We start from the raw sequence: 20,366 nt of genomic DNA on the forward strand, positions 1-20,366 counted from the left end.
CTGTGGTCTGTCACTCCGGTTTACGCACCGGCGGCTCCCACCCCTCGGGTCCAACCCCTCGTAAAGTGGGGGCGATTGGGCGAACGTGATCCTCGGGGGACTGCTTTCATGACATCAGCGCCGACCGGCCGGGACGACAGCCGTCCGGGCTCCGCCGACAGCACTGCCGACGGCATTCCCGACAGCGCTCCCGACGGGACGGCCGCCTGGGAGTTGCTGCTGCCCGCCGTCTCGGCACCGGCACGCGCGCGTGGCCGTGCGCTCCAGGAGGCGCTGCGGGGCGCGGTCCGCTCCGGCCGGCTCACGCCGGGCACCCGCCTGCCGTCCAGCCGGGACCTCGCGGCCGACCTCGGGGTGTCACGGGGTCTCGTGACGGAGGCGTACGAGCAGCTGACGGCCGAGGGATACCTGCGCAGCGGGCAGGGTGCGGGGACCTGGGTGGGCGACGCCGTCAGGGCGGCCCGTCCGCGCGCGCGTGATCTCGCCCCGCGCTCCCCCGGCGACCGTGCCGACTTCGTGCCGGGGACACCGGATCTGTCGCTCTTCCCGCGCGCGGCGTGGGCGGCCGCGCAGCGGGGCGTGCTGGCGGAGCTGCCGCACGAGAGCCTCGGCTATCCCGACCCGCGCGGGCTGCCCCGGCTGCGGACCGCGCTGGCCGAGCTGCTCACCCGGCGCCGGGGCGTGGTGGCGGACCCGGAGCGGATCGTGGTCGTCTCCGGGGTGGCACAGGCGACGGCGCTGCTCGCGACCGTGCTCCGCGCGCGCGGGATGCGCACCGCAGGCGTCGAGGACCCCGGCAGCCCCCAGCACGACGCCCTGTACGCGTCGGCGGGCGTCGGTACCGTACCGCTGCCCCTGGACGACGAGGGGCTCGCCGTCGGCCCGCTGCGCGCCTCGGGCGTACGGACCGTCGTGACGACGCCCGCGCACCAGTTCCCCACCGGGATCGCCTACTCGGCGCGGCGGCGCGCCGAACTGCTGGACTGGGCGCGGTCCGTGGACGGGCTCGTCCTGGAGGACGACTACGACGGCGACTTCCGCTACGACCGTGCCCCGGTGGGCGCCCTCCAGGGCCTCGATCCGGAACGGGTCGCCTATACGGGTTCGGTCAGCAAGTCCCTCGCACCGGGGCTGCGGCTGGGCTGGCTGCTGGTACCGGAGTGGCTGGCGGACGACGTCGTCGAGCGCAAGCGCACCACGGACCTCGGACATCCGACGCTCGACCAGGCGCTCTTCGCGCGCTTCGTGGAGCGCGGCGACTACGACCGCCAGCTGCGCGTCTGCCAGCGCGCCTACCGCGAGCGCCGCGACGCGCTGGTCGGCGCGCTGGAGGAGCACTTCCCCGGCTCGCGGGTCTCCGGCATCGCCGCCGGACTCCACGCCATCGCCACGCTCCCCGAGCGGTACGGCCCCGAGGAGCGCTTCCTCGCGCGCGTGGCGGACGCCGGGGTCGCGGTACACGCGCTCGCGGCGTACGGGCACGAGGCGGACGGCGACGGGACGGCGGGGAAGGAGGTGCGGCTGGTGCTGGGATACGCGCATCTGACGCCGGGGCGGATTCGGGCGGGAGTGGCGCTGATGGCGCGGGGCGAGTGAGCCGCTCCCGGCGCACGGGCGGCGGCTTGTTCACCCGGAGTTTCCGTGATCGCCGCGCCGCACCAGTAGGTCTGGCTCTGCACACCGGCCGGACACCGGCCGGATCCCGTCCCTGGAGGCGCATCCATGTCACACCGTCCGTTGCCCGGTCGCCGCAGCGTGCTGCGCGGCTCGCTCGCCGCGTCGGCGGCCCTGACCCTGCCCACCGCTCTGGCTGCGGCGCCGGCGTTCGCCCGTTCCGGGCGGCCGGGGGCGGGCTGGGGCGTGCAGACGGGTGACGTGACCGCCCACTCCGGTCTGGTGTGGGTACGGTCCGACCGGCCGGCCCGGATGATCGTCGAGACGTCCGCGACCGAGTCGTTCCGCAATCCGCGCAGATGGCGCGGCCCGCTGCTGGGAGCGGACACGGACTTCACCGGCACGACCAGGCTGCGCGGCCTGCCGCCGGGCGAGCAGATCCACTACCGGGTCCTCCTCGCCGACCCGGACGACCCGCGCCGCACCGGCGAGCCGGTCCCCGGTACCTTCCGCACGGTGCCGGTCCGCCGGCGTGAGGGAGTGCGTTTCGTGTGGTCGGGCGACCTGGCGGGCCAGGGCTGGGGCATCAACCCCGACCTCGGCGGATACCGCATCTACGACGCCATGGGCGCCCTGGACCCGGACTTCTTCCTGTGCAGCGGCGACAACATCTACGCCGACGGTCCCATCGCCGAGACCGCCGCCCTGCCCGGCGGCGGCACCTGGCGGAACATCACCACCGAGGAGAAGTCCAAGGTCGCCGAGACCCTCGCCGAGTTCCGCGGCAACTTCCGCTACAACCTGCTCGACGAGAACCTGCGGCGCTTCAACGCCCAGGTCCCGTCGGTCGTCCAGTGGGACGACCACGAGGTGCGCAACAACTGGTACCCGGGCCAGGTGATAGCGGACACCGACAGCCGCTACACCGAGAAGAGCGTGGACGTGCTGGCCGCCCGGGCCCGGCGCGCGTTCGGCGAGTACTTCCCGGTCTCCACGCTGCGTCCCGGCGCGCGGGAGGGGCGGGTGCACAGGGTCCTCCACCAGGGCCCTCTCCTCGATGTGTTCGTGCTGGACATGCGGACGTACCGCAACGCCAACTCCCCCGGCGACCAGAGCGTGGACCCGCAGGGCATCCTGGGCCGCGAGCAGTTGGAGTGGCTCAAGCGGGAGCTGTCGCGCTCGCGGGCGGTGTGGAAGGTGATCGCCGCCGACATGCCCGTCGGCCTGGTCGTGTCCGACGCCACCGAGGGGAAGGCGAACATCGAGGCGGTGGCGCAGGGCGACCCCGGCGCGCCGCTGGGACGTGAGTTGCAGATCGCCGAGCTGCTGCGCTTCGTCAAGCACCGGCGGATCACCGGCACGGTCTGGATGACGGCCGACGTACACCACACCTCGGCCCAGCACTACCAGCCCTCGCGGGCCGCGTTCACCGACTTCGAGCCGTTCTGGGAGTTCGTGTCCGGGCCGCTCAACGCGGGCGCCTTCCCGGCAAGCGCGCTCGACGGCACCTTCGGCCCGGAGCGGGTCTTCGTGAAGGCGCCGACGGCCTCCAACGTCTCGCCCGCGGGCGGTTACCAGTTCTTCGGCGAGGTCCAAATCGACGGCGACAGCGCCGAGATGACGGTGCGGCTGCGCGAACAGGACGGTACGGTGCTGTTCACGAAGGTGCTCCAGCCGGGCCGGGTCGGTCAGTAGTTCCCGTATAGCCTGTGCGGTGTGCCGCGCACCGGCGTCATCCCCCGGTGCGCGGCCCCGTGTCCCCCCTGCGGCCGTGTTTCCCAAATGTCCCGGAAGCGCTCTTTACCCATCGGTCACAGAGCGTTCGTGATCACGCAACACCATTCCTTCACAGTGGTCGCATGAGTCGAGACATGTCCGATGTGACGGGCGCCGTGGCGCGCCTCGTGGAGCACGGCCCGGCGGTCCCCGCCCTGCTGTCGGCGTCGGTGGCCGCCCTGATCGCCACGGCGGGCTTCCACACCTGGTGGTCACGGCGCCACGGGCACGCACCGCCGCCGGACGATACCGGCACCCGGCCGCCGTCCGCCGCGCGGCAGGCCGGGTCGTCCGACCGGGACGGCGAGGCGGTGGCGGGAGCCGAGGCCGGGGACAGCGCGCTGTGGCGGATGCGGACGACCGTGCGGGACGCCCCCGGGTCACTGGCCGTGCTGTGCGCGGCCCTCGCCGAAAGGCGGGTCGACATCCTGAGCCTGCAGACGCACCCGCTGGCCGAGGGCACCGTGGACGAGTTCCTGCTCCGTGCCCCGGGTGAGCTGACGGGGTCCGAGCTGGCCGGTGTGGTGTCGGCGGCGGGCGGTGACCGCACCTGGACCGAGCGGGCGGACGCCCACGACCTCGTCGACGCGCCGACCCGGATACTGGGGCTGGCCGCCCGCACGGCCCTGGACGCGGCGGAACTCCCACTGGCGCTGCGGCAGTTGCTGGGCCGGTGCACCATCCGCTCGCTGCCCGCGGGCGTCGGAGGGCACGCGGGGGACGACGTGCCGCCGGAAGGCGCGCTGGAGGACACCGTGCTGCGGCTGCGCGCGCCCGAGGGCGGGGTGATCAGCGTGGAGCGGCCGTACCTGCCGTTCACCCCGGCCGAGTTCGCCCGGGCACGGGCGCTGGTCGAGCTGGACGCCCGGCTCGGTCCGCGCGTCCCGCGCGGCCGGGACGTGCTGACGCTGCCCGAGGGGAGCGACATCACGGTCCGCCGGGCCGACACGCGTGACGTCCCGGCGGCGAAGGCCATGCACGAGCGGTGCTCGGCGCGAACGCTCGGGCTGCGATACCACGGCCCGGTCAAGGACGCCGACCGGTATCTCAACCACCTGCTCAGCCCGCGCTACGGCCGCACCCTCGCCGTACAGACCGCCTCGGGGCGGATCGTCGGACTGGGTCACCTGCTGTGGGACGGGGACGAGACGGAGGTCGCGCTGCTCGTCGAGGACGCGTGGCAGCGCCGGGGCATCGGCGGCGAGCTCCTCGGCCGGCTCGTGGCGATGGCGGCGGAGACGGGCTGCGCGAACGTGTACGCCGTGACGCAGGCGTCCAACACCGGCATGGTCGCCGCGATGCGCGGACTGGGTCTCCCCCTCGACTACCAGATCGAGGAGGGGACCCTGGTCGTCACGGCCCGCCTGGACCCGGCGGCCCGGGCCGCGGCGCGGCTGCCGCACGGGGAGCGGATCGGCGGGGAGTGAGCCCGCGGGTGGGTGGCGCGGGTGGGTGGCGCGGGTGGCCCGCGCACGCAGGCCGTCCCGGCCGGCCCAAGACGGTCAGTCGGCCCGCGACAGCGCCTCCCGCGGCGGGATCGCCCCGGCCGCCCGCTCCCCCGGCGCCCGCTCCCCCAGCGCCCGGTCCAGATCGGCCCACAGGTCGTCGACGTCCTCCAGGCCGACCGACAGCCGCAGGAGCCGGTCGCCGACCCCGGCGTCGCGTCGGTCGTCGGCGTCCACGATGCGGTGGCTGATGGACGCCGGGTGCTGGATGAGCGTGTCGACGCTGCCGAGGCTCACGGCCGGGGTGATCAGGCGGACGCGGCCGATGACGTCGTGCGGGTCCCCGTGGACCTCGAAGGAGACCATGGCGCCGCCGATGCGCGGATAGTGGACGCGGGCCACGCGCGGATCGGCGGCGAGGCGCCGGACGAGCGCGGCGGCGTTGGCGGAGGCGGCCCGCACCCGCACGGGCAGCGTCGACAGCCCGCGCAGCAGCAGATAGCCGGCCAGCGGGTGCAGTACGCCACCGGTGGCGAAGCGCACCTGCCGCAGCCGCCCCGCGAACTCCTCGTCGCAGGCCACCACACCGGCCAGCACGTCGCCGTGCCCGCCGAGGTACTTGGTGGCACTGTGCAGCACCAGACGCGCGCCCTGTCCGGCGGGGCGCTGGAGCACGGGCGTGGCGAAGGTGTTGTCCACCAGCAGCGGCACCGATCCGCAGGCGTGGGCGACGGCCCGCAGGTCCACTTCGGCCAGCGTGGGGTTGGCCGGCGACTCCACCAGCACCAGGCCGGTGTCCGGGCGCAGCGCGTCCGCGACACCGGCCGGGTCGGTCCACGTCACCTCGGACCCCAGCAGCCCGGCGGTCAGCAGGTGGTCGCTGCATCCGTACAGGGGCCGTACGGCGACGACGTGCCGCAGTCCCATCGAGCCCCGGACCAGCAGGACCGCGCTCAGCGCGGCCATGCCGCTGGCGAAGGCGACCGCGGCCTGGGTGCCCTCCAGACGGGCCAGCGCCGTCTCGAAGCGGGCGACGGTGGGGTTGCCGAGACGGCCGTAGACCGGCGGGCCCTCGGGGTCGGCGCCGGTGGCGGCGAACGCGTCGATGCGGGCGGCCTCCCCCCGGCTGTCGTACGACGGGTAGGTCGTGGACAGGTCGATGGGCGGGGCGTGCAGTCCCTGGCCCGCGAGATCGTCGCGGCCGGCGTGCACGGCCTCGGTGGCCAGTGCCCTGCTCGTGGGCGCGCCCGAGGGCGCGGCGGCGCGTGCCCCGTCGGACGGTGACGTGTGTGTGCGCGCAGAGTCCATGGCCGAAGACTGAACACTCACCGGGCCTGTGGGGTCGTCGACCGTGCTACGTTCGCCGAATGGCCGATTCCGTCGTACTGGATCCGGTGGATCTTCATCTGCTGCGGCTGCTGCAGAACGACGCCCGGACCACCTACCGCGATCTCGCCGCCCAGGTCGGGGTGGCCCCGTCGACCTGCCTGGACCGGGTGACCCGGCTGCGGCGGGCCGGGGTGATCCTCGGCCACCGGCTCGAACTGGACCCGGCGAAGCTGGGCCGCGGCCTCCAGGCACTGCTGTCGGTGCAGGTGCGCCCGCACCGGCGGGAGCTGGTCGGCCCGTTCGTGGACCGGATCCGGGCGCTCGCGGAGTCGCGCACCGTCTTCCATCTCACCGGCCCGGACGACTACCTCGTCCATGTCGCGGTCGCGGACATGGCGGACCTGCAGCGGCTGGTCCTGGACGAGTTCACGTCCCGTCGGGAGGTGGCGCGCGTCGAGACACGGCTGATCTTCCAGCAGTGGGAGTGCGGCCCCCTGTTGCCGCCCGCCGCCCCCGCGGCCACGCCCTGAGCGAAATCCGGCCGCCCGCGGCCGCGGGCCCGGCGAACCGGGCTGACGTGGCACCGGAATCCGTATGAGGATGTCCGCATGTCAGAGACCAAGAGCCCGCTGCCCCGCGAGGTCGCCGACGCCTACGTCGACGAGCTCATCGCCCTCGACCCGGTCACCGGTACGTTCCTCGGCGTGCAGGAGAGTTCCAGCCGCCTGCCCGACTTCTCGCCCGCGGGGCAGGAGGCCCTCGCGGAGCTGGCGCGGGCCACGCTCGCCCTGCTGGACGAGGCGGAGCGCCGGCCCGGCGGGGACAGCGACGTGGAGCGGCGCTGCGCCCGGCTCCTGCGCGAGCGCCTCACCGCCGAACTCGCCGTGCACGAGGCCGAGGAGGGCCTGCGCTCGGTCGGCAACATGGGCACCGCCGCGCATTCGGTGCGCGAGGTCTTCACCATCACGCCGACGCGGACCGACGAGGACTGGGCGCGGATCGCCGAACGGCTGCGCGCGGTACCGGCGGCGTTCGCGGGTTACCGCGAGTCCCTGGCCCTGGGTCTGGAACGCGAGCTGTACGCGTCCCCGCGCCCGACCGCCACGTTCGTCGAGCAGCTCGGCGAGTGGGCGGACACGGGTGAGGGCCGCGGCTGGTTCGAGGACTTCGCGTCCACCGGCCCCGACACGCTGCGCGCGGAGCTGGACGAGGCGGCCCGGGGCGCGACCGCGGCCGTGGTGGAGCTGCGGGACTGGATGCGCGACGTGTACGCCCCGGCGATCGAGGGCGCCCCGGACACGGTGGGCCGCGAGCGCTACGCCCGCTGGTCGCGCTACTACAACGGCACGGACCTGGACCTGGACGAGGCGTACGCGTACGGCTGGGCCGAGTACCACCGCCTGCTCGCCGAGATGAGGCGGGAGGCGGAGAAGATCCTGCCGGGTGCCGCGACGCCGTGGGTGGCGCTGGCGCACCTGGACGAGCACGGCAAGCACATCGAGGGCGTCGACGAGGTCCGCGACTGGCTTCAGGGCCTGATGGACCAGGCGATCGAGGCACTGGACGGCACCCACTTCGAACTCGCCGAGCGGGTGCGCAAGGTGGAGTCGCGCATCGCCCCGCCCGGCAGCGCGGCGGCGCCGTACTACACGTCCCCGTCGGAGGACTTCTCGCGTCCCGGCCGCACCTGGCTGCCGACGATGGGCCTCACCCGCTTCCCGGTCTACGACCTGGTCTCGACCTGGTACCACGAGGGTGTCCCCGGTCATCACCTCCAGCTCGCCCAGTGGGCGCACGTCGCGAAGGACCTCTCCCGCTACCAGGCCTCGGTCGGCATGGTCAGCGCCAACGCCGAGGGCTGGGCGCTGTACGCGGAGCGGCTGATGGACGAGCTGGGCTTCCTCACCGACGCGGAGCAGCGGCTCGGCTACCTGGACGCGCAGATGATGCGGGCCGCCCGGGTCATCGTCGACATCGGCATGCACCTGGAACTGGACATCCCGGCCGACTCCCCGTTCCGCCCGGGCGAGCGCTGGACGCCGGAGCTGGCGCAGGAGTTCTTCGGCGCGCACAGCAGCCGCCCGGCGGACTTCGTGGAGAGCGAGCTGACCCGGTACCTGACGATCCCGGGCCAGGCGATCGGCTACAAGCTCGGTGAGCGGGCGTGGCTGCTGGGCCGGGAGAACGCCCGGAAGCGGCACGGCGACGCCTTCGACCCGAAGGCCTGGCACATGGCGGCCCTCTCCCAGGGCTCGCTGGGCCTGGACGACCTGGTGGACGAGCTGTCGCGGCTCTGAACCGGGCGTCGGTTCCCGGCCGCCCTCGGCGTCACCGCCTGAAACCGCCCTCCGAGTCGACGACCTGACCGGTGACCCACTCCGCCTCGTCCGTGGCGAGCCACGCGATGAGGCGGGCCGGGTCGTCGGGCATGCCCCACCGTCCGGCGGGGAAGAGCGCGGCGACGGCCTCGTAGTCCTCGCCGGTCATGTAGTCGGTGTCCACGGGTCCGGGGTTGACCGCGTTGACGGTGACGGCGTGTTCGGCGAGGGCCGTCGACAGGGAGCGCGTGATGGAGGCGAGCGCGCCCTTCTGCAGCGCGTAGGCGATCTCGCCGGGCATGCCGCCCGCGATGTCCTGGCCCGAGGTCATCATCATCACCCGTCCGCCGGGTGTGCGGGGCGGCAGCGCGGCGCGCAGCCGCGCGTAGGCCTGGACCAGCAGCAGTACCGACCGGGTGTCGGCCTGCCAGTGCGCGTCGAGCATGGCGGCGTCGATCGTGTCGAGGGTCCCGTCGCTGCCGCTGAGGGCGTGGTTGGCGACGAGGACGTCCAGCCGTCCGCCGAGCGCTTCGGCGGCGGTGGCGACCAGTTCGCCGGGTGCGGCGGGGTCGGTGAGGTCGCCGGGGCCGGCCGCCACGGTGGCGTCCGGGTCGCCGAGCGCCGCGCGTACGGAGGCGACCACGTCCTCCGTGCGGTCGGCGCCCCAGGGCATGGCGGCGTCGTGCGGCAGGTGGTGGTGCAGGTAGACGCTCGCCCCGTACGCGGCGAGCCGCCGGGCCACGGCGTGGCCGATGCCGCCGCGCCGGCTGGCTCCGGTGACGAGGGCGGTCCGGCCGCGCAGGGGCAGGGGGTCGCGGCGCAGGTCTTCGGGTGCGGGGTGCGCGAGTCGTGGCATGGGCAACCATGATGGACGGCCCGCCGCCGCCACGCACGCCGATATCGTTCGGCGTCCGGGATGCCGGCGGTCCGCGAGCCGCGGCGGCCGCACGACGTTCAGCCAGGTCTCCGGCCCGGGGCGCGGCTCGGCCGCGCCCACCGCGTAGCGTCCGGGGACCAGGGGCGGCCCGCACATGGCAGGCGCGGTCGCCGCCGAGGTCCGCCGGGAGCGCTCAGCCGGCGCCCCGCTGCCGCAGTACCGACCCCGTCCGCCCCTTCACGACCTCGAGTTGGGCGTGTATCCGCCGTCGCAGGTCGGCGACATGGCTGACGATGCCGACGCTGCGGTCCCGTTCACGCAGGGAGTCCAGGACGTCGAGGACCTCGTCGAGGGTCTGGTCGTCGAGGCTGCCGAAACCCTCGTCGATGAAGAGGGTGTCCAGACGGACGCCGCCGGCCTCGTCCGTGACGACGTCGGCCAGACCGAGCGCGAGGGCGAGCGAGGCGAAGAACGTCTCACCCCCCGAGAGGGTGGCCGTGTCGCGCTCGCGGCCGGTCCAGGCGTCGACGACGTGCAGGCCGAGGCCACTGCGGCCGCGCCCGGTGCGGTCGTCGGAGTGGACGAGGGTGTAGCGGCCGGAGGACATGCGCCGAAGGCGCGCGGTCGCCGCGGCGGCCACCTGCTCCAGGCGGGCCGCCAGCACGTACGACTCCAGGCGCATCCGGCGTTCGTTGTCCGCGGAGGTGCCCGCGGCGAGTGAGGAGAGGCGGGCGACGCGGCCGTGCTCCTCGCGCAGCGGGGCGAGCCGTCGCACGGAGGTGGTGGCGTGCGCGGACAGCCGGTCCAGTTCGGCGCAGCGCAGGGCGGCGGCGTCGCGTGCCGAGGAAGCCTCGCGCAGCCGTCGGCCCGCGGCTGCGGCGGTGTCCTGTGCCGCGCCGAGGCCGGCGGGCGGCCGCTGGGCCGCGGCGGCGGTGTCGGCCTCGGTGAGGATCGCGCGTACCGCGGCCTCCTCCGCGTCCCATGCGTCGAGCCGGCGTTGCAACTCGCGGTGGGCGGCGTCGTCGAGCAGTGCGGCGGCGGCGTCCCTCGGGGTGTCGAAGCCGGCGCGGAATGCGGCGTCGGCGAGGCGGGCGTCGGCGTCCTTGAGCCGCTGGGCCGTGTCCTCGGCGACGCGGGCGGTGTCGGCTGCCTCGGTGAGCAGCGCGACCCGGCGCTCCAGCTGCGCGGCCCGCGCCGCCACACTGTCGGCGGTCCCACGTGCCCTGGTCAATTCCTCCTCCAGCGCGGCCCGTTCACTCTCCAGCCGCTCCCGGTTGCCGACCCGGGACGCGGCCCGGACGGCGGCCTGCTGCTGGGCGGCGATCCGCTGCTCCCGCTCGCGCTCCGCCCGGCGCAGCTCCTCCTGCGCGGCGTGCAGCCCGGAGGCGCTCGCCCGCGCCCGCGCGTAACGCCGCTCCAGCTCCTCGGCCTCCTCGGCCAGCCGGGCGGTGGGCGCGTCTCCCGCCTCCGCGGTGGCGGCGGCGAGTGCCTCCCGTACGGTGCCCAGGCGCCGCTCGGCCTCGGCGCGCCGCTCGTCGGCGTCCTGGAAGGCGACGAGGGCGCGCTCCTCCGCCTCGCGGTCGACGTGCCCGGCGATCTTGCGTGCGGGGGCGGGGTGTTCGGTGGCGCCGCACACGGCGCACGGTGCGCCGTCGGTGAGGCCGGCGGCGAGTTCGGCGGCGATGCCGTTCAGCCGCTGCTCCTTGAGGTCGAGCCAGTGGGCACGGGCCTCGACGGCGCGTTCGGCCGAGGCGAGGACGTGCCGCCGGGACTCAGCCGTGTCAGCGGTCAGCCGGTCCCGTTGCCGGGCCGCGCTCAGCCGGCGCTGAGCCGACTCGCGCTGCACGGTGAGCTGCTCGGCGTGGGTGGCGGCCTCCCGCGCGGAGTCGACACCGGCCTGCAGCCGGGAGCGCGTGGCCTCCCAGTCGGCGAGCCAGCTCTCCGCCTCGTCCAGGACGTCCTCGTCGGCGCGTTCCTGGCGGTCCAGTCCGGCCCGCTCCTCGACCAGCTCGGCGAGGCGCTGTTCGGCCCGCCGGGCCGACTCCAGGCCGCCCAGTTCCTCGGCGGCCCGGCGCGCGGCGGCGGCCAGCCCCGTCGCGCCTGCGTCCGCGAGGGCCTGCGGCAGGGCGGCGCGCGCGCGTGTCTCCGAGCCGGCCGCCCGCCGGTGTTCGGCGTCGGCGGCGTCCCTCAGTTCCAGTGCGGGTGCGACCGATTCGGCCTTGCGGGCGCGCTCCATGCGCTGCTGGGCGGCGCGGTGGGCGTCGGCCCGCTCCGCCAGCCGCTCGGCCCGCTGACGCGCCTCGGTGAACCGGCGCTGCAGCCGGTCCAGTTCGCGTGTGTCGTCGAGGTCGCGTTCGGCCGCGGCCTGGGCGGCCTCGGTGGCCGTGAGCCGGCAGTCGGCGACGGCCAGCAGTTCCCGGGCGGTGGTGCGCGCGACGGCGGCGGCTCCTAGGACGGCCTCGGCCAGTCCCGGCTCGCCCGGCGCCAGCTCGGGCAGTTCCATGGCGTCACCGGCGGCCTGCTGCATCCGGTGGGCGTCGGCCAGCAGCGCGGCGTCCCCCTCGCGCACCCGGGCCTCGGTCGTGCGGCGCCGCTCGGCGAGGCGTTTCTCGACCTCGGCGAAGCGCCGGGTGTCGAAGAGCCGGCCGAGCAGCTTGCCGCGCGCCTCCGCGTCGGCGCGCAGGAAACGCGCGAAGTCGCCCTGGGGCAGCAGCACGACCTGGCAGAACTGCTCGCGGCTCATGCCGAGCAGCTGTGTGATCTCCTCGCCGATCTCCTGGTGGGAGCGGCTGAGGTCCTTCCAGGTGCCGGCGCTCGCGTCGTACTCGCGCAGCCAGGTCTGGGCCTTGTCGACGGTCGTGCCCCTGCCGCGCAGCTTCGGGCGCTCCCAGGGCGGCTGCCGGGTGACCTCCAGCCGGCGTCCGGCGACGGTGAGTTCGAGGCGCACCTCGGTGCGCGCGGCGACGGCGTGGTCGCTGCGCAGGGTCATGCCCTGGCCGCTCTGGCGGGCTCCGGGGACCGAGCCGTACAGCGCGTAGCACACGGCGTCGAGGACGGAGGTCTTGCCGGCGCCGGTGGGTCCGTGCAGCAGGAAGAGTCCGGCGGTGGACAGCTCGTCGAAGTCGACGCTCTGCGAGCCGCCGAAGGGCCCGAAGGCGGTGATGTCCAGGCGGTGCAGCCTCACCGGGCCACCTCCCGCACGGTGTCGTCCGCGCGCACCGCGTCGAAGGCGTCCCGCAGTACGCTCCGTTCGTGGCCGTCGGGCCCGGCGCCGCGCACGTGGGCCACGAAGTCCTCCGCGATCTGCTGGTCGCTGCGGCCGGCGAGGCGCCGGGCGTAGGACACGGCGGGGTCGTCCGGGGCCCGCTCGGGATCGAAGACGAGGCTCAGCGTGTGCGGGAAGCGGTCGGTGAGCCGGGCCATGGGGTCGGCCGGGCGGACCGGGTCGGTGAGGGTCGCCTCGACCCAGTCCTCCTCGTGCCGGGTGTGCTCCGGGTCGGCGAGCAGTTCCTCCAGCGTGCCCCGCAGCCGGGCCAGGCCGCGCGGCACCGGGCAGTCGAGCCGCTCGGCGGTGACCGAGCCGTCGGCGTCCAGGTCGACGAGCCACATGCTCTTGCGGTGCTGGTGCTCCGAGAAGGAGTACGGCAGCGGGGAGCCCGAGTAGCGGACGCGCTCGGTGAGGGTCTGGCAGCCGTGCAGGTGCCCGAGTGCCACGTAGTCGACGCCGTCGAAGACACCGCGGGGCACGGCGGCGACCCCGCCGACGGTGATGTCCCGCTCGCTGTCGCTCTCCTCGCCGCCGGTGACGAAGGCGTGCGCGAGGACGACGGAACGGGTGCCCCGCGCGCGCGTGGCGAGGTCGGCGCGGACCCGGTCCATGGCGGCGGCGAGCACGGACTCGTGGCCCGCCTTCTCCACCCCGAACTCGCTCTTCACCAGGGCGGGTTCCAGGTAGGGCAGCCCGTAGAAGGCCACCTCCCCGTGCCTGTCCGCCAGCACCACCGGGGTTCCGCATCCGGCGGGGTCGGTGCGCAGATGGATGCCGGCGCGGTCGATGAGTCCGGCGCCGACGCCGAGACGGCGGGCCGAGTCGTGGTTGCCGGAGATCATCACCGTGGGCACACCGAGATCGGCGAGGCGGTGCAGGGCGTCGTCGAACAGCTCGACGGCGGCCAGTGGCGGCACGGCCCGGTCGTACACGTCTCCCGACACGACCACGGCGTCGACGCCGTGATCACGCACGGTCTCGACGAGGTGGCCGATGAACCCGGCCTGGGCGTCGAGCATGTTCACCCGGTGGAACGCCCGGCCGAGATGCCAGTCGGAAGTGTGCAGCAATCTCATCAAGCGGTCCTGACCTGCGTGTTTCCCTCGGTAACGACTCAAAAACCGGCACAAGCCGCCAAGGGAGTCCCGGGTCGGCACCCACCACGCTAACGCCTGCCGGTACCTGATTCACCACTGACCTCACACCCGGTCCCACGACGACCGTCACGCCGGAAGGCCACCGCCCGGCCTCACGTCAGCCCACTCCGCCGTCGAGCAGCCAGTTGTAGCGCAGCCGCAGCGCCCGCTCCGTGCTGGCCGCCGCGGTGACGAGCCCCACCGCGACGTTGCCCCAGGCCGGCAGGTCAACGGGTGAGACGAACGTCCCGACGTACTGGGCGACGCCCTCCGGTGCCCGGGTGACCTGCTCGGCGAGCTGAAGGATCAGAAGAACCAGGCCGATGGCGAGCACCAGCGACGAGAGGACACCCGTACAGCGGCTCAGTACGGGGTGCGCGCGGTCGAGGCGCGCGCGGCGCCCCTCGGCGGAGGCGGGGTCGGGGACGAGTTGGTGCTCGGCCCCCTCGGTGGTGACGTAGTGGCAGCGTTTGAGCCCGAAGCCGCTCGTCCGTACCTCGACGGTGCCGCCCTGGACGGGGAAGACGGCGGGGACTCTGGACTCGGCGTGATGCCTGCCATCGAGGTACAGGTGGGCCCTGACGTGGCCCTCCGACTTGTTCTGGTGCCTGACGTCGACGGCGTAGACCGTCTGCCGGCCGTCGTCGTTCACCAGCCGAAGACGGAACAGGGCCCGAGTCAGCATCTGCCACCAGCGAAAACGCTTCAACGGCCGCCCGTCCCCGGGCTTGACCCGCCGCACAGCCCGACGATGCCGCCACTCCTTGAGCATGCCTCTACTCCTGCTGCTCGCTCGGCTCCGCCGCGCAGGCGAGGTCCTGCGACGGGCGGTGCCCGGTGGTCAGGAACGCGGTCACCGCGTCGTTCGCGCACGTGTTGGGCCCGAACAGGTAGACGCCGTGTCCGCCCTGGTCGGCCGTCACCATCGTGGCCCGCTTCCCGAACGCCCGGCGCAGCTCCTGGGCGCCGGCCAGCGGTGTCCCCGGGTCACGCTCGTTCTGCACCATGAGCACGTTCGACGGGCCCCGGTCACCGATGCGCACCGGCGGCTCGACCCGCTCGTCCGGCCAGAAGGCGCACGGTCCGATGCTCGCCGTGGACCCGCCCAGCATCGGGTATGCCGGCCGGTCGACCGCGACGTCGCGCTGATACTCCCGGACCGTCCGGGGCCAGCGATTGTCCGCGCACATCACTGAGAAGCGGGCGGACATGAAGTTCTCCATGTCGGGGAACGGCGGGGTCGCCGGCGGCGGCTGGTCCGTGTCGAGTGCCTGCCAGGTCCTGGCCACCAGGGGCATGTCCGCATCGCTGTAGAGGCGGTCGAACGTGACCCCGCGGAACGACGTCGCGTCGAAGCCCTGGACCGGTTCCGCCTCCAGCCGTGCCGCGAGCTCGAAGAACTTCGCCCTCACCTGCTCCGGTGTGGTGCCCAGGCCGTACTCGGGGCGTGCGGCCGCGAAGGCCGCGAAGTCCGGGAACCGGTCCTCCATTCCGCGGGCGAGCATCCGCATGGCCGTGACGTCGTAACCACCGGGACCCAGGTTGCTGTCGAGCACGATCCGGTCGCCGCGCCTCGGGAACATCGTGGTGTACACCGCACCGAGGTAGCTGCCGTAGGAGGCGCCGAGGTACGAGAGCCGCGGCTCGCCCAGCGCCGCCCGGATCCGGTCCATGTCGCGCGCGGTGTTCGCGGTGGTGGTGTGCGGCAGCATCCACGCCGTCCGTGAGGTGGCGCACTGCTCGGCGACGGCCCGCGCGTGCGGCGCCTCGCGCGCGACATCGGCCGCGGTGTGCGCGTACGGCGGGATGTTGCCGCGTCCCTGCTGCTCCGGCGTCAGGTCGCAGGTCACCGGCGTGCTGCGGCCGACGCCGCGCGGGTCGAAGCCGATCACGTCGTACGAGTCCAGCACCTCCCGCGGCAGCCCCGAGCCGGCGAGAACGGCCGGGTAGCCGAGTCCCGAGATGCCGGGGCCGCCCGGACTGGTCAGCAGCACGCCGCGGCGCTGCGAGGGTTCCTTGCCGGCCAGCCGGGAGATCGCGATCTCGATCTGTCGGCCGTCCGGGTCCCGGTAGTCCAGCGGAACTTCGAGCGTCGCGCACTCCAGAGGGGGCGGGGGAGCCTCCTTGGCGGCGACCGCGTCCTTCTTCGAGGCGGCCTTCTGCGAGCAGGGGCCCCACCGCACGGAGTCCGGCGTCGCTGCCGCCGGCACTCCCGGAATCGTGGTCGCCGCCACCGCGGTGGCGGCGAGGGCGAGGGACAGGGTTCGGTGCATCTGATGTCCTCCTGAGGGGGCGCACGAGGGTACGCGGGGGTGCCGGAGGGCGTGCCTCGGTCGGTCCCCGCAGCCGATCACCGCTGGGCGGCCAGAGCTGTGATCACCTTCCCGACCGCCTCCACGAGTCTGTCCCCGGGGGCGCCGCCGGCACATCGGCCCGGCGGCTCGAACCGGCTTCGACCGGAGTCGGGACGGTGGTTCGACTCTGGTCGAAGGGCACATCAGCCTCCGGTCCGACCCACCGGCCGTACGGTTTCGCGACAATGGGCGGGTGAACACGGACGTAGCACCACGGCTCGGGGGGTGGCAGCAGACCTGGCGGCTGGTGGCAGCCGCGGCGGTGGGCGTGCCGGTCTGGCTCTCCACCGGTGTGCTGCTGTCGCGGGAGCCGACAACGGGGACGGGCTCCTGGTTTCTCATCGCCGATCCGCTGGTGGCTCTCGGCTGCCTGACGGTGCTGCTGTGGCGCAGGAGGTTCCCGCTCACCGTCGCCCTGACGGTCGCGATCGTCTCGCCCGCGTCGGCACTCGCCACCGGAGCAGCGCTCGTGGCGATGGGCTCGCTCGCCACCCGTCGTCGTCCGGTGGAGATCGGGGCCGTGGTGGTGGCCTACGTGACCGCGTCACAGTTCACTGCCGGGCTCTACCCGGTCCAGAGCCCGCCCGGCTGGTGGTGGTTCCAGCTCGCGGTCCCCGCGCTGACCGCGGGCATCGCGGTGGCCGTGGGCATGGCCGTCGGCGCGCGGCGTGTCGAAGTGCGGTCCCTGCGGGACCGGGCGGAGAGCGCGGAACGGGAACAGACCGCCCGGGCGGCGCAGGCACGGGCCCTGGAACGCAACCGGATCGCCCGAGAGATGCACGACGTGCTCGCGCACCGGATCTCCCTGGTCGCCATGCAGGCCGGAGTGCTGAACCACCGCGGTGATCTCGCGGCGGAGGAGAACCGCGTGCTGGTCCGCGGCATCGCCGAGGGCTCCCACCAGGCACTGGAAGAACTGAGGGATGTCCTCGGTGTGCTCCGGGCCGACCCGGGCCTCCCGGAACCACCCCAGCCCTCCATCGACCTCATCCCCGACCTGGTGGCCGACGCCCGCACGTCCGGACTGGACGTCACACTCACCACCACCGTGACGGGAAGGCCGTCCGACGTCGCCGGACGGACCTGCTACCGGATCGTCCAGGAGGGACTGACCAACGCCGCCAAACACGCCCCAGGCACACGCGTACACGTCACCCTGGAGGGGAAGGCGGGCGACAGTCTCACCGTCGGAGTCCGCAACTCACCGACGACGGTCACGAAGAAGGCGCGACCACCGGCATCGGGATTCGGCCTGCTCGGCCTGACCGAACGGATCAACCTCGCCGGGGGAGAACTCGACCACCGCCCCACACCCGACAACGGATACGTCCTCACCGCACGACTGCCCTGGCCGAACGCCACCCGAGAGAAGAGGACCTGAGTGGACAGCGAGCGGGAGCCGGTGCGTGTCGTCATCGCCGACGACGAACAGCTGGTGCGCATGGCGCTGCGGCTCGTCATCGACGGCGAACCGGACCTGACCGTCGTCGCGGAGGCGGCCGACGGGGACGCCGCGATCACCGTGGTGGACGAGCAGCGGCCGGACGTCGTACTGATGGACGTGCGCATGCCCGGCCGGGACGGTCTCAGCACGACCCGGGAACTCCTCAGCCGACCGGCGCCGCCGCGGGTGCTCATGCTGACCACGTTCGACTCCGACGATCTGATCCTCGGCGCACTGCGCGCCGGAGCCCTCGGCTTCGTCCTCAAGGACACCCGGCCATCGCGGATTCTCGACGCGGTGCGGACCGTCGCGGACGGCGAGTCCGTGCTGTCTCCGGCGGCCATGGCACGGGTGATCGCCGCGGCCACCGGCCCGCGGTCCGCTCACGCTCGCGGCTCGTCCCGCCGAGCCGCACGGCAGCGGCTGTCCACACTGACCGAACGAGAACTCGAAACCGCCCGGGCCATCGCGGACGGACTGGGCAACCCGGAGATCGCCCAGCGGCTGCGCATCAGCGTCGCGACCGTCAAGGCGCACACGGGCGCCCTGTTCGCCAAGCTGGCGGTCGAGAACCGGGTGCAGATCGCGCTGCTGGTCCGCGACGCGGAGGAATGACCGGCGTGGCGCGGAGAGCGGCCACGCCGCCCGGGCAGTGTGGCCGCCCCGACTCCTTCGTCACCGCGACGGACAGGTGTCGCCGTCGTCCGCTTCGTCAGGCGTCCCCGTACGCCTCGCCGCCCAGCTCGAACCCGGCCGACCCCGCGGTGGCGTCCGCGAGCCAGGACCGGAAGGCGTCCACGTCGGCCTCGGGAAGGCCGATCTCGATGGTGACGGCCTCGGCGTACCGCACGTCGCGCACCGCGCGCCCCGCCGTGCGCAGGTCGTTCTGGAGCTTGCCGGCCCGCTGGTGGTCGACGGTCACCGTGCCCAGGCGGAACCGGCGGCGGGTGAGCGTGCCCAGGTCGTCCAGGGCCTCACCGACCGCGCCGCCGTAGGCACGGATGAGCCCGCCCGCGCCGAGTTTGACGCCGCCGTAGTAGCGGGTGACGACGGCGACGACGTACCGCATGTCCCGGCGCAGCAGCATCTGGAGCATGGGGACGCCGGCGGTGCCGCCGGGCTCGCCGTCGTCGCTGGCCTTCTGGACGGCGGCGTCGGCTCCGATGACGTACGCCCAGCAGTTGTGGGTGGCGGTGGCGTGCTCCTTGCGTACGGCCGCGACGAACTCCTGGGCCTCCTGCTCGGTGGCGGCCGGGGCGAGGGCGCACAGGAAGCGCGAGCGGTTGATCTCGGTCTCGTGCACACCCGCGCGGGCGACGGTGCGGTACTCGTCCTGCATCCGGCCAGCCTATGCGCTCACCGTGACCCGCCCCTCGGCGCGGTCAGCCGGGCGGCGCGGCTGACCGGGGGGCGCGATCACGCCGGGGCTCCGATGTCCCGGGCGAGGTGCAGGCCGAGGAACCGGTCGGCGTAGGCGTAGATCTCGAACCGGGCTCCGTCGGGCAGGTCCGGATCGGTCTCCACCCGGCGCAGGACGCTCAGCACCCCGGGGGCGTCCAGGTCGTCCTCCCAGGCCGCCCGCAGTTGATCCCGCACCTCGCCCGGGACAGGACGCGACGGCTGCCGCGCCCAGGCGGCGACCGCGCGGCGCCAGCGCGCGAGCGTGTCCCGGGCGTCGTCCAGCGCGCTCGCGTCGAGCTCCACGCGCGCGTGGTGGTGCCGCTCCAGCAGCGCGAGCCGCACGGCGTCGGGGGAGGCGAGGCCGGCGGTGTCCTGTCCGGCCACGTCCGCCGGGGCGACGGCGACCGTCGCCCCGTCCGGCGTGGCGGCCCCGCCCCGGCGCACGACGTGTACGACCTGGCCGGCGCCCGGTCCGGAGCCGGCGGCGCCGCCGTCCTCGAAAGGCCGGATGCCGAGTGCCGCCGCGTCCGCGAGCAGCCGTGTCCCGTCCTGCGCACCGGTCAGCAGCGCCCACGCCGGCGTGCCGTCGAGTTCCAGGGCACGGACCAGGAGGTCGGCGACGAGCAGCACGCGCAGCCCGGTCGTGTCGCGGCCCGGCGCGTGCGCCTCGACACGGGTGGGCCCCCGCCGGGCGGGAGCGGCGGAGGCGGGCTCGTGGGTCCGGGCGTCGATGATGCGCAGCACGGGGTGAGCGTAGGCGGGTCGGGGCGGTGGCGCACAGGGGGCGCGCTCGCCGTCCCGCCCCCGCCGTGCGGGGAATCCCGGCGGGCCGCCGTCCGTTGTCGCTGCGGAAGACGCACGAAGACGCACGAAGACGCACGAAGACGCATGGAGAAACGCGGAGACGTGCTCGGACGCGCGAAGATCGATACGCGAGTCGTCCACTAGTCCAAGGAGGCCGCCGGTGTACGGCGACGAGGCAACCGTCCGGAAGATCCTCAACGAGCTCGGCGACACCTGGGCCGTGGTGGGCCTGTCGTCCAACCGGCAGCGCGCGGCGTACGGCGTCGCCGAGGTGCTGCAGCGCTTCGGCAAGCGCGTCGTGCCCGTGCACCCCAAGGCGGAGACGGTGCACGGGGAGCGGGGGTACGCCTCTCTCGCGGACGTCCCCTTCGACGTGGACGTCGTCGACGTCTTCGTCAATAGCGAGCTGGCCGGGCCGGTCGCCGACGAGGCGGTCGCCAAGGGGGCCCGGGCCGTCTGGTTCCAGCTCGGCGTGATCGACGAGGCCGCGTACGAACGGACCCGGGCCAGGGGCCTGGAGATGGTGATGGACCGCTGCCCTGCGATCGAGATCCCTCGGCTCGGCTGATCACTCTCCGGAAGGCCGGTCCGCAGGACCGC

General features: G+C 74.1%; 16 protein-coding genes. 8 read left to right on the forward strand and 8 right to left on the reverse strand.

Annotated features, from left to right (window positions below; all coding sequences use genetic code 11):
• Window positions 1–108: 108 nt before the first annotated feature.
• From ACH4NX_RS26360 to ACH4NX_RS26370, 3 genes are all read left to right on the forward strand, one after another.
• Window positions 109–1,596, forward strand: a complete 1,488-nt coding sequence (locus ACH4NX_RS26360; protein ID WP_398128930.1) for a PLP-dependent aminotransferase family protein — start codon at window positions 109–111, stop codon at window positions 1,594–1,596.
• Between the two features lie 126 nt (window positions 1,597–1,722).
• Entirely contained in the window at window positions 1,723–3,309 is a 1,587-nt protein-coding gene (locus ACH4NX_RS26365; protein WP_351395101.1) for an alkaline phosphatase D family protein, read from the forward strand.
• A gap of 176 nt (window positions 3,310–3,485) precedes the next feature.
• Complete coding sequence (locus ACH4NX_RS26370) at window positions 3,486–4,817, forward strand: GNAT family N-acetyltransferase (RefSeq protein ID WP_398128931.1); 1,332 nt, start codon at window positions 3,486–3,488, stop codon at window positions 4,815–4,817.
• Window positions 4,818–4,892: 75 nt separating this feature from the next.
• Here the strand turns inward: ACH4NX_RS26370 and ACH4NX_RS26375 are convergent, their stop codons facing one another.
• Window positions 4,893–6,143, reverse strand: a complete 1,251-nt coding sequence (locus tag ACH4NX_RS26375; RefSeq protein ID WP_398128932.1) for a trans-sulfuration enzyme family protein — start codon at window positions 6,141–6,143, stop codon at window positions 4,893–4,895.
• A gap of 59 nt (window positions 6,144–6,202) precedes the next feature.
• On the opposite strand from ACH4NX_RS26375, the gene ACH4NX_RS26380 reads away from it, so the two are divergent.
• Together ACH4NX_RS26380 and ACH4NX_RS26385 are read left to right on the forward strand one after the other, a co-directional pair.
• On the forward strand, window positions 6,203–6,694 hold the full coding sequence (locus ACH4NX_RS26380; protein ID WP_351395110.1) for an Lrp/AsnC family transcriptional regulator: 492 nt from the start codon (window positions 6,203–6,205) through the stop codon (window positions 6,692–6,694).
• Window positions 6,695–6,772: 78 nt separating this feature from the next.
• Window positions 6,773–8,461 (forward strand): DUF885 domain-containing protein, encoded by a 1,689-nt coding sequence (locus ACH4NX_RS26385; protein ID WP_351395112.1) that lies wholly within the window; start codon window positions 6,773–6,775, stop codon window positions 8,459–8,461.
• Window positions 8,462–8,492: 31 nt separating this feature from the next.
• Here ACH4NX_RS26385 and ACH4NX_RS26390 read toward each other — a convergent pair whose 3' ends face one another.
• The 5 genes from ACH4NX_RS26390 to ACH4NX_RS26410 form a co-directional block, all read right to left on the reverse strand.
• A complete protein-coding gene (locus tag ACH4NX_RS26390) occupies window positions 8,493–9,338 on the reverse strand; it encodes an SDR family oxidoreductase (protein WP_398128933.1) in 846 nt (281 codons plus the stop codon).
• 214 nt (window positions 9,339–9,552) lie between these two features.
• Window positions 9,553–12,543 carry an SMC family ATPase gene (locus ACH4NX_RS26395; RefSeq protein WP_351395119.1) on the reverse strand — a complete coding sequence of 997 codons (2,991 nt, stop codon included), beginning with the start codon at window positions 12,541–12,543 and terminating at the stop codon, window positions 9,553–9,555.
• The gene (locus ACH4NX_RS26400) at window positions 12,540–13,703 is read right to left on the reverse strand and encodes an exonuclease SbcCD subunit D (RefSeq protein ID WP_351395121.1); all 1,164 of its coding nucleotides are present in this window, start codon (window positions 13,701–13,703) and stop codon (window positions 12,540–12,542) included. The genes ACH4NX_RS26395 and ACH4NX_RS26400 overlap by 4 nt, the downstream gene beginning before the upstream one ends.
• Before the next feature lie 178 nt (window positions 13,704–13,881).
• On the reverse strand, window positions 13,882–14,535 hold the full coding sequence (locus ACH4NX_RS26405; RefSeq protein ID WP_398128934.1) for a hypothetical protein: 654 nt from the start codon (window positions 14,533–14,535) through the stop codon (window positions 13,882–13,884).
• A gap of 4 nt (window positions 14,536–14,539) precedes the next feature.
• Window positions 14,540–16,036 carry an alpha/beta hydrolase gene (locus ACH4NX_RS26410; RefSeq protein ID WP_398128935.1) on the reverse strand — a complete coding sequence of 499 codons (1,497 nt, stop codon included), beginning with the start codon at window positions 16,034–16,036 and terminating at the stop codon, window positions 14,540–14,542.
• A gap of 274 nt (window positions 16,037–16,310) precedes the next feature.
• Between ACH4NX_RS26410 and ACH4NX_RS26415 the strand changes: the two genes are divergently transcribed.
• Window positions 16,311–17,498, forward strand: a complete 1,188-nt coding sequence (locus tag ACH4NX_RS26415) for a histidine kinase (RefSeq protein WP_351395127.1) — start codon at window positions 16,311–16,313, stop codon at window positions 17,496–17,498.
• Window positions 17,499–18,176, forward strand: coding sequence for a response regulator (locus ACH4NX_RS26420; RefSeq protein WP_398128936.1), 678 nt, complete (start codon window positions 17,499–17,501; stop codon window positions 18,174–18,176).
• Window positions 18,177–18,273: 97 nt separating this feature from the next.
• Here ACH4NX_RS26420 and ACH4NX_RS26425 read toward each other — a convergent pair whose 3' ends face one another.
• The gene (locus ACH4NX_RS26425) at window positions 18,274–18,900 is read right to left on the reverse strand and encodes a YigZ family protein (protein ID WP_398128937.1); all 627 of its coding nucleotides are present in this window, start codon (window positions 18,898–18,900) and stop codon (window positions 18,274–18,276) included.
• 77 nt (window positions 18,901–18,977) lie between these two features.
• On the reverse strand, window positions 18,978–19,706 hold the full coding sequence (locus tag ACH4NX_RS26430; RefSeq protein ID WP_398128938.1) for a hypothetical protein: 729 nt from the start codon (window positions 19,704–19,706) through the stop codon (window positions 18,978–18,980).
• A 220-nt stretch (window positions 19,707–19,926) separates the two neighbouring features.
• Here ACH4NX_RS26430 and ACH4NX_RS26435 point away from each other — a divergent pair, with 220 nt between their 5' ends.
• The gene (locus tag ACH4NX_RS26435; RefSeq protein WP_351395137.1) at window positions 19,927–20,334 is read left to right on the forward strand and encodes a CoA-binding protein; all 408 of its coding nucleotides are present in this window, start codon (window positions 19,927–19,929) and stop codon (window positions 20,332–20,334) included.
• The last annotated feature ends 32 nt before the right edge of the window (window positions 20,335–20,366 follow it).

Source organism: Streptomyces sp. NPDC017225, from assembly GCF_044331465.1.
GTDB lineage: Bacteria > Actinomycetota > Actinomycetes > Streptomycetales > Streptomycetaceae > Streptomyces.

Bases quoted from the DNA above. Each gene is read 5' to 3' on its own strand.
- ACH4NX_RS26360 (WP_398128930.1), top strand. From the start codon at position 109: ATGACATCAGCGCCGACCGGCCGGGACGACAGCCGTCCGGGCTCCGCC.
- ACH4NX_RS26365 (WP_351395101.1), top strand. From the start codon at position 1,723: ATGTCACACCGTCCGTTGCCCGGTCGCCGCAGCGTGCTGCGCGGCTCG.
- ACH4NX_RS26370 (WP_398128931.1), top strand. From the start codon at position 3,486: ATGTCCGATGTGACGGGCGCCGTGGCGCGCCTCGTGGAGCACGGCCCG.
- ACH4NX_RS26375 (WP_398128932.1), bottom strand. From the start codon at position 6,143: ATGGACTCTGCGCGCACACACACGTCACCGTCCGACGGGGCACGCGCC.
- ACH4NX_RS26380 (WP_351395110.1), top strand. From the start codon at position 6,203: ATGGCCGATTCCGTCGTACTGGATCCGGTGGATCTTCATCTGCTGCGG.
- ACH4NX_RS26385 (WP_351395112.1), top strand. From the start codon at position 6,773: ATGTCAGAGACCAAGAGCCCGCTGCCCCGCGAGGTCGCCGACGCCTAC.
- ACH4NX_RS26390 (WP_398128933.1), bottom strand. From the start codon at position 9,338: ATGCCACGACTCGCGCACCCCGCACCCGAAGACCTGCGCCGCGACCCC.
- ACH4NX_RS26400 (WP_351395121.1), bottom strand. From the start codon at position 13,703: ATGAGATTGCTGCACACTTCCGACTGGCATCTCGGCCGGGCGTTCCAC.
- ACH4NX_RS26405 (WP_398128934.1), bottom strand. From the start codon at position 14,535: ATGCTCAAGGAGTGGCGGCATCGTCGGGCTGTGCGGCGGGTCAAGCCC.
- ACH4NX_RS26410 (WP_398128935.1), bottom strand. From the start codon at position 16,036: ATGCACCGAACCCTGTCCCTCGCCCTCGCCGCCACCGCGGTGGCGGCG.
- ACH4NX_RS26425 (WP_398128937.1), bottom strand. From the start codon at position 18,900: ATGCAGGACGAGTACCGCACCGTCGCCCGCGCGGGTGTGCACGAGACC.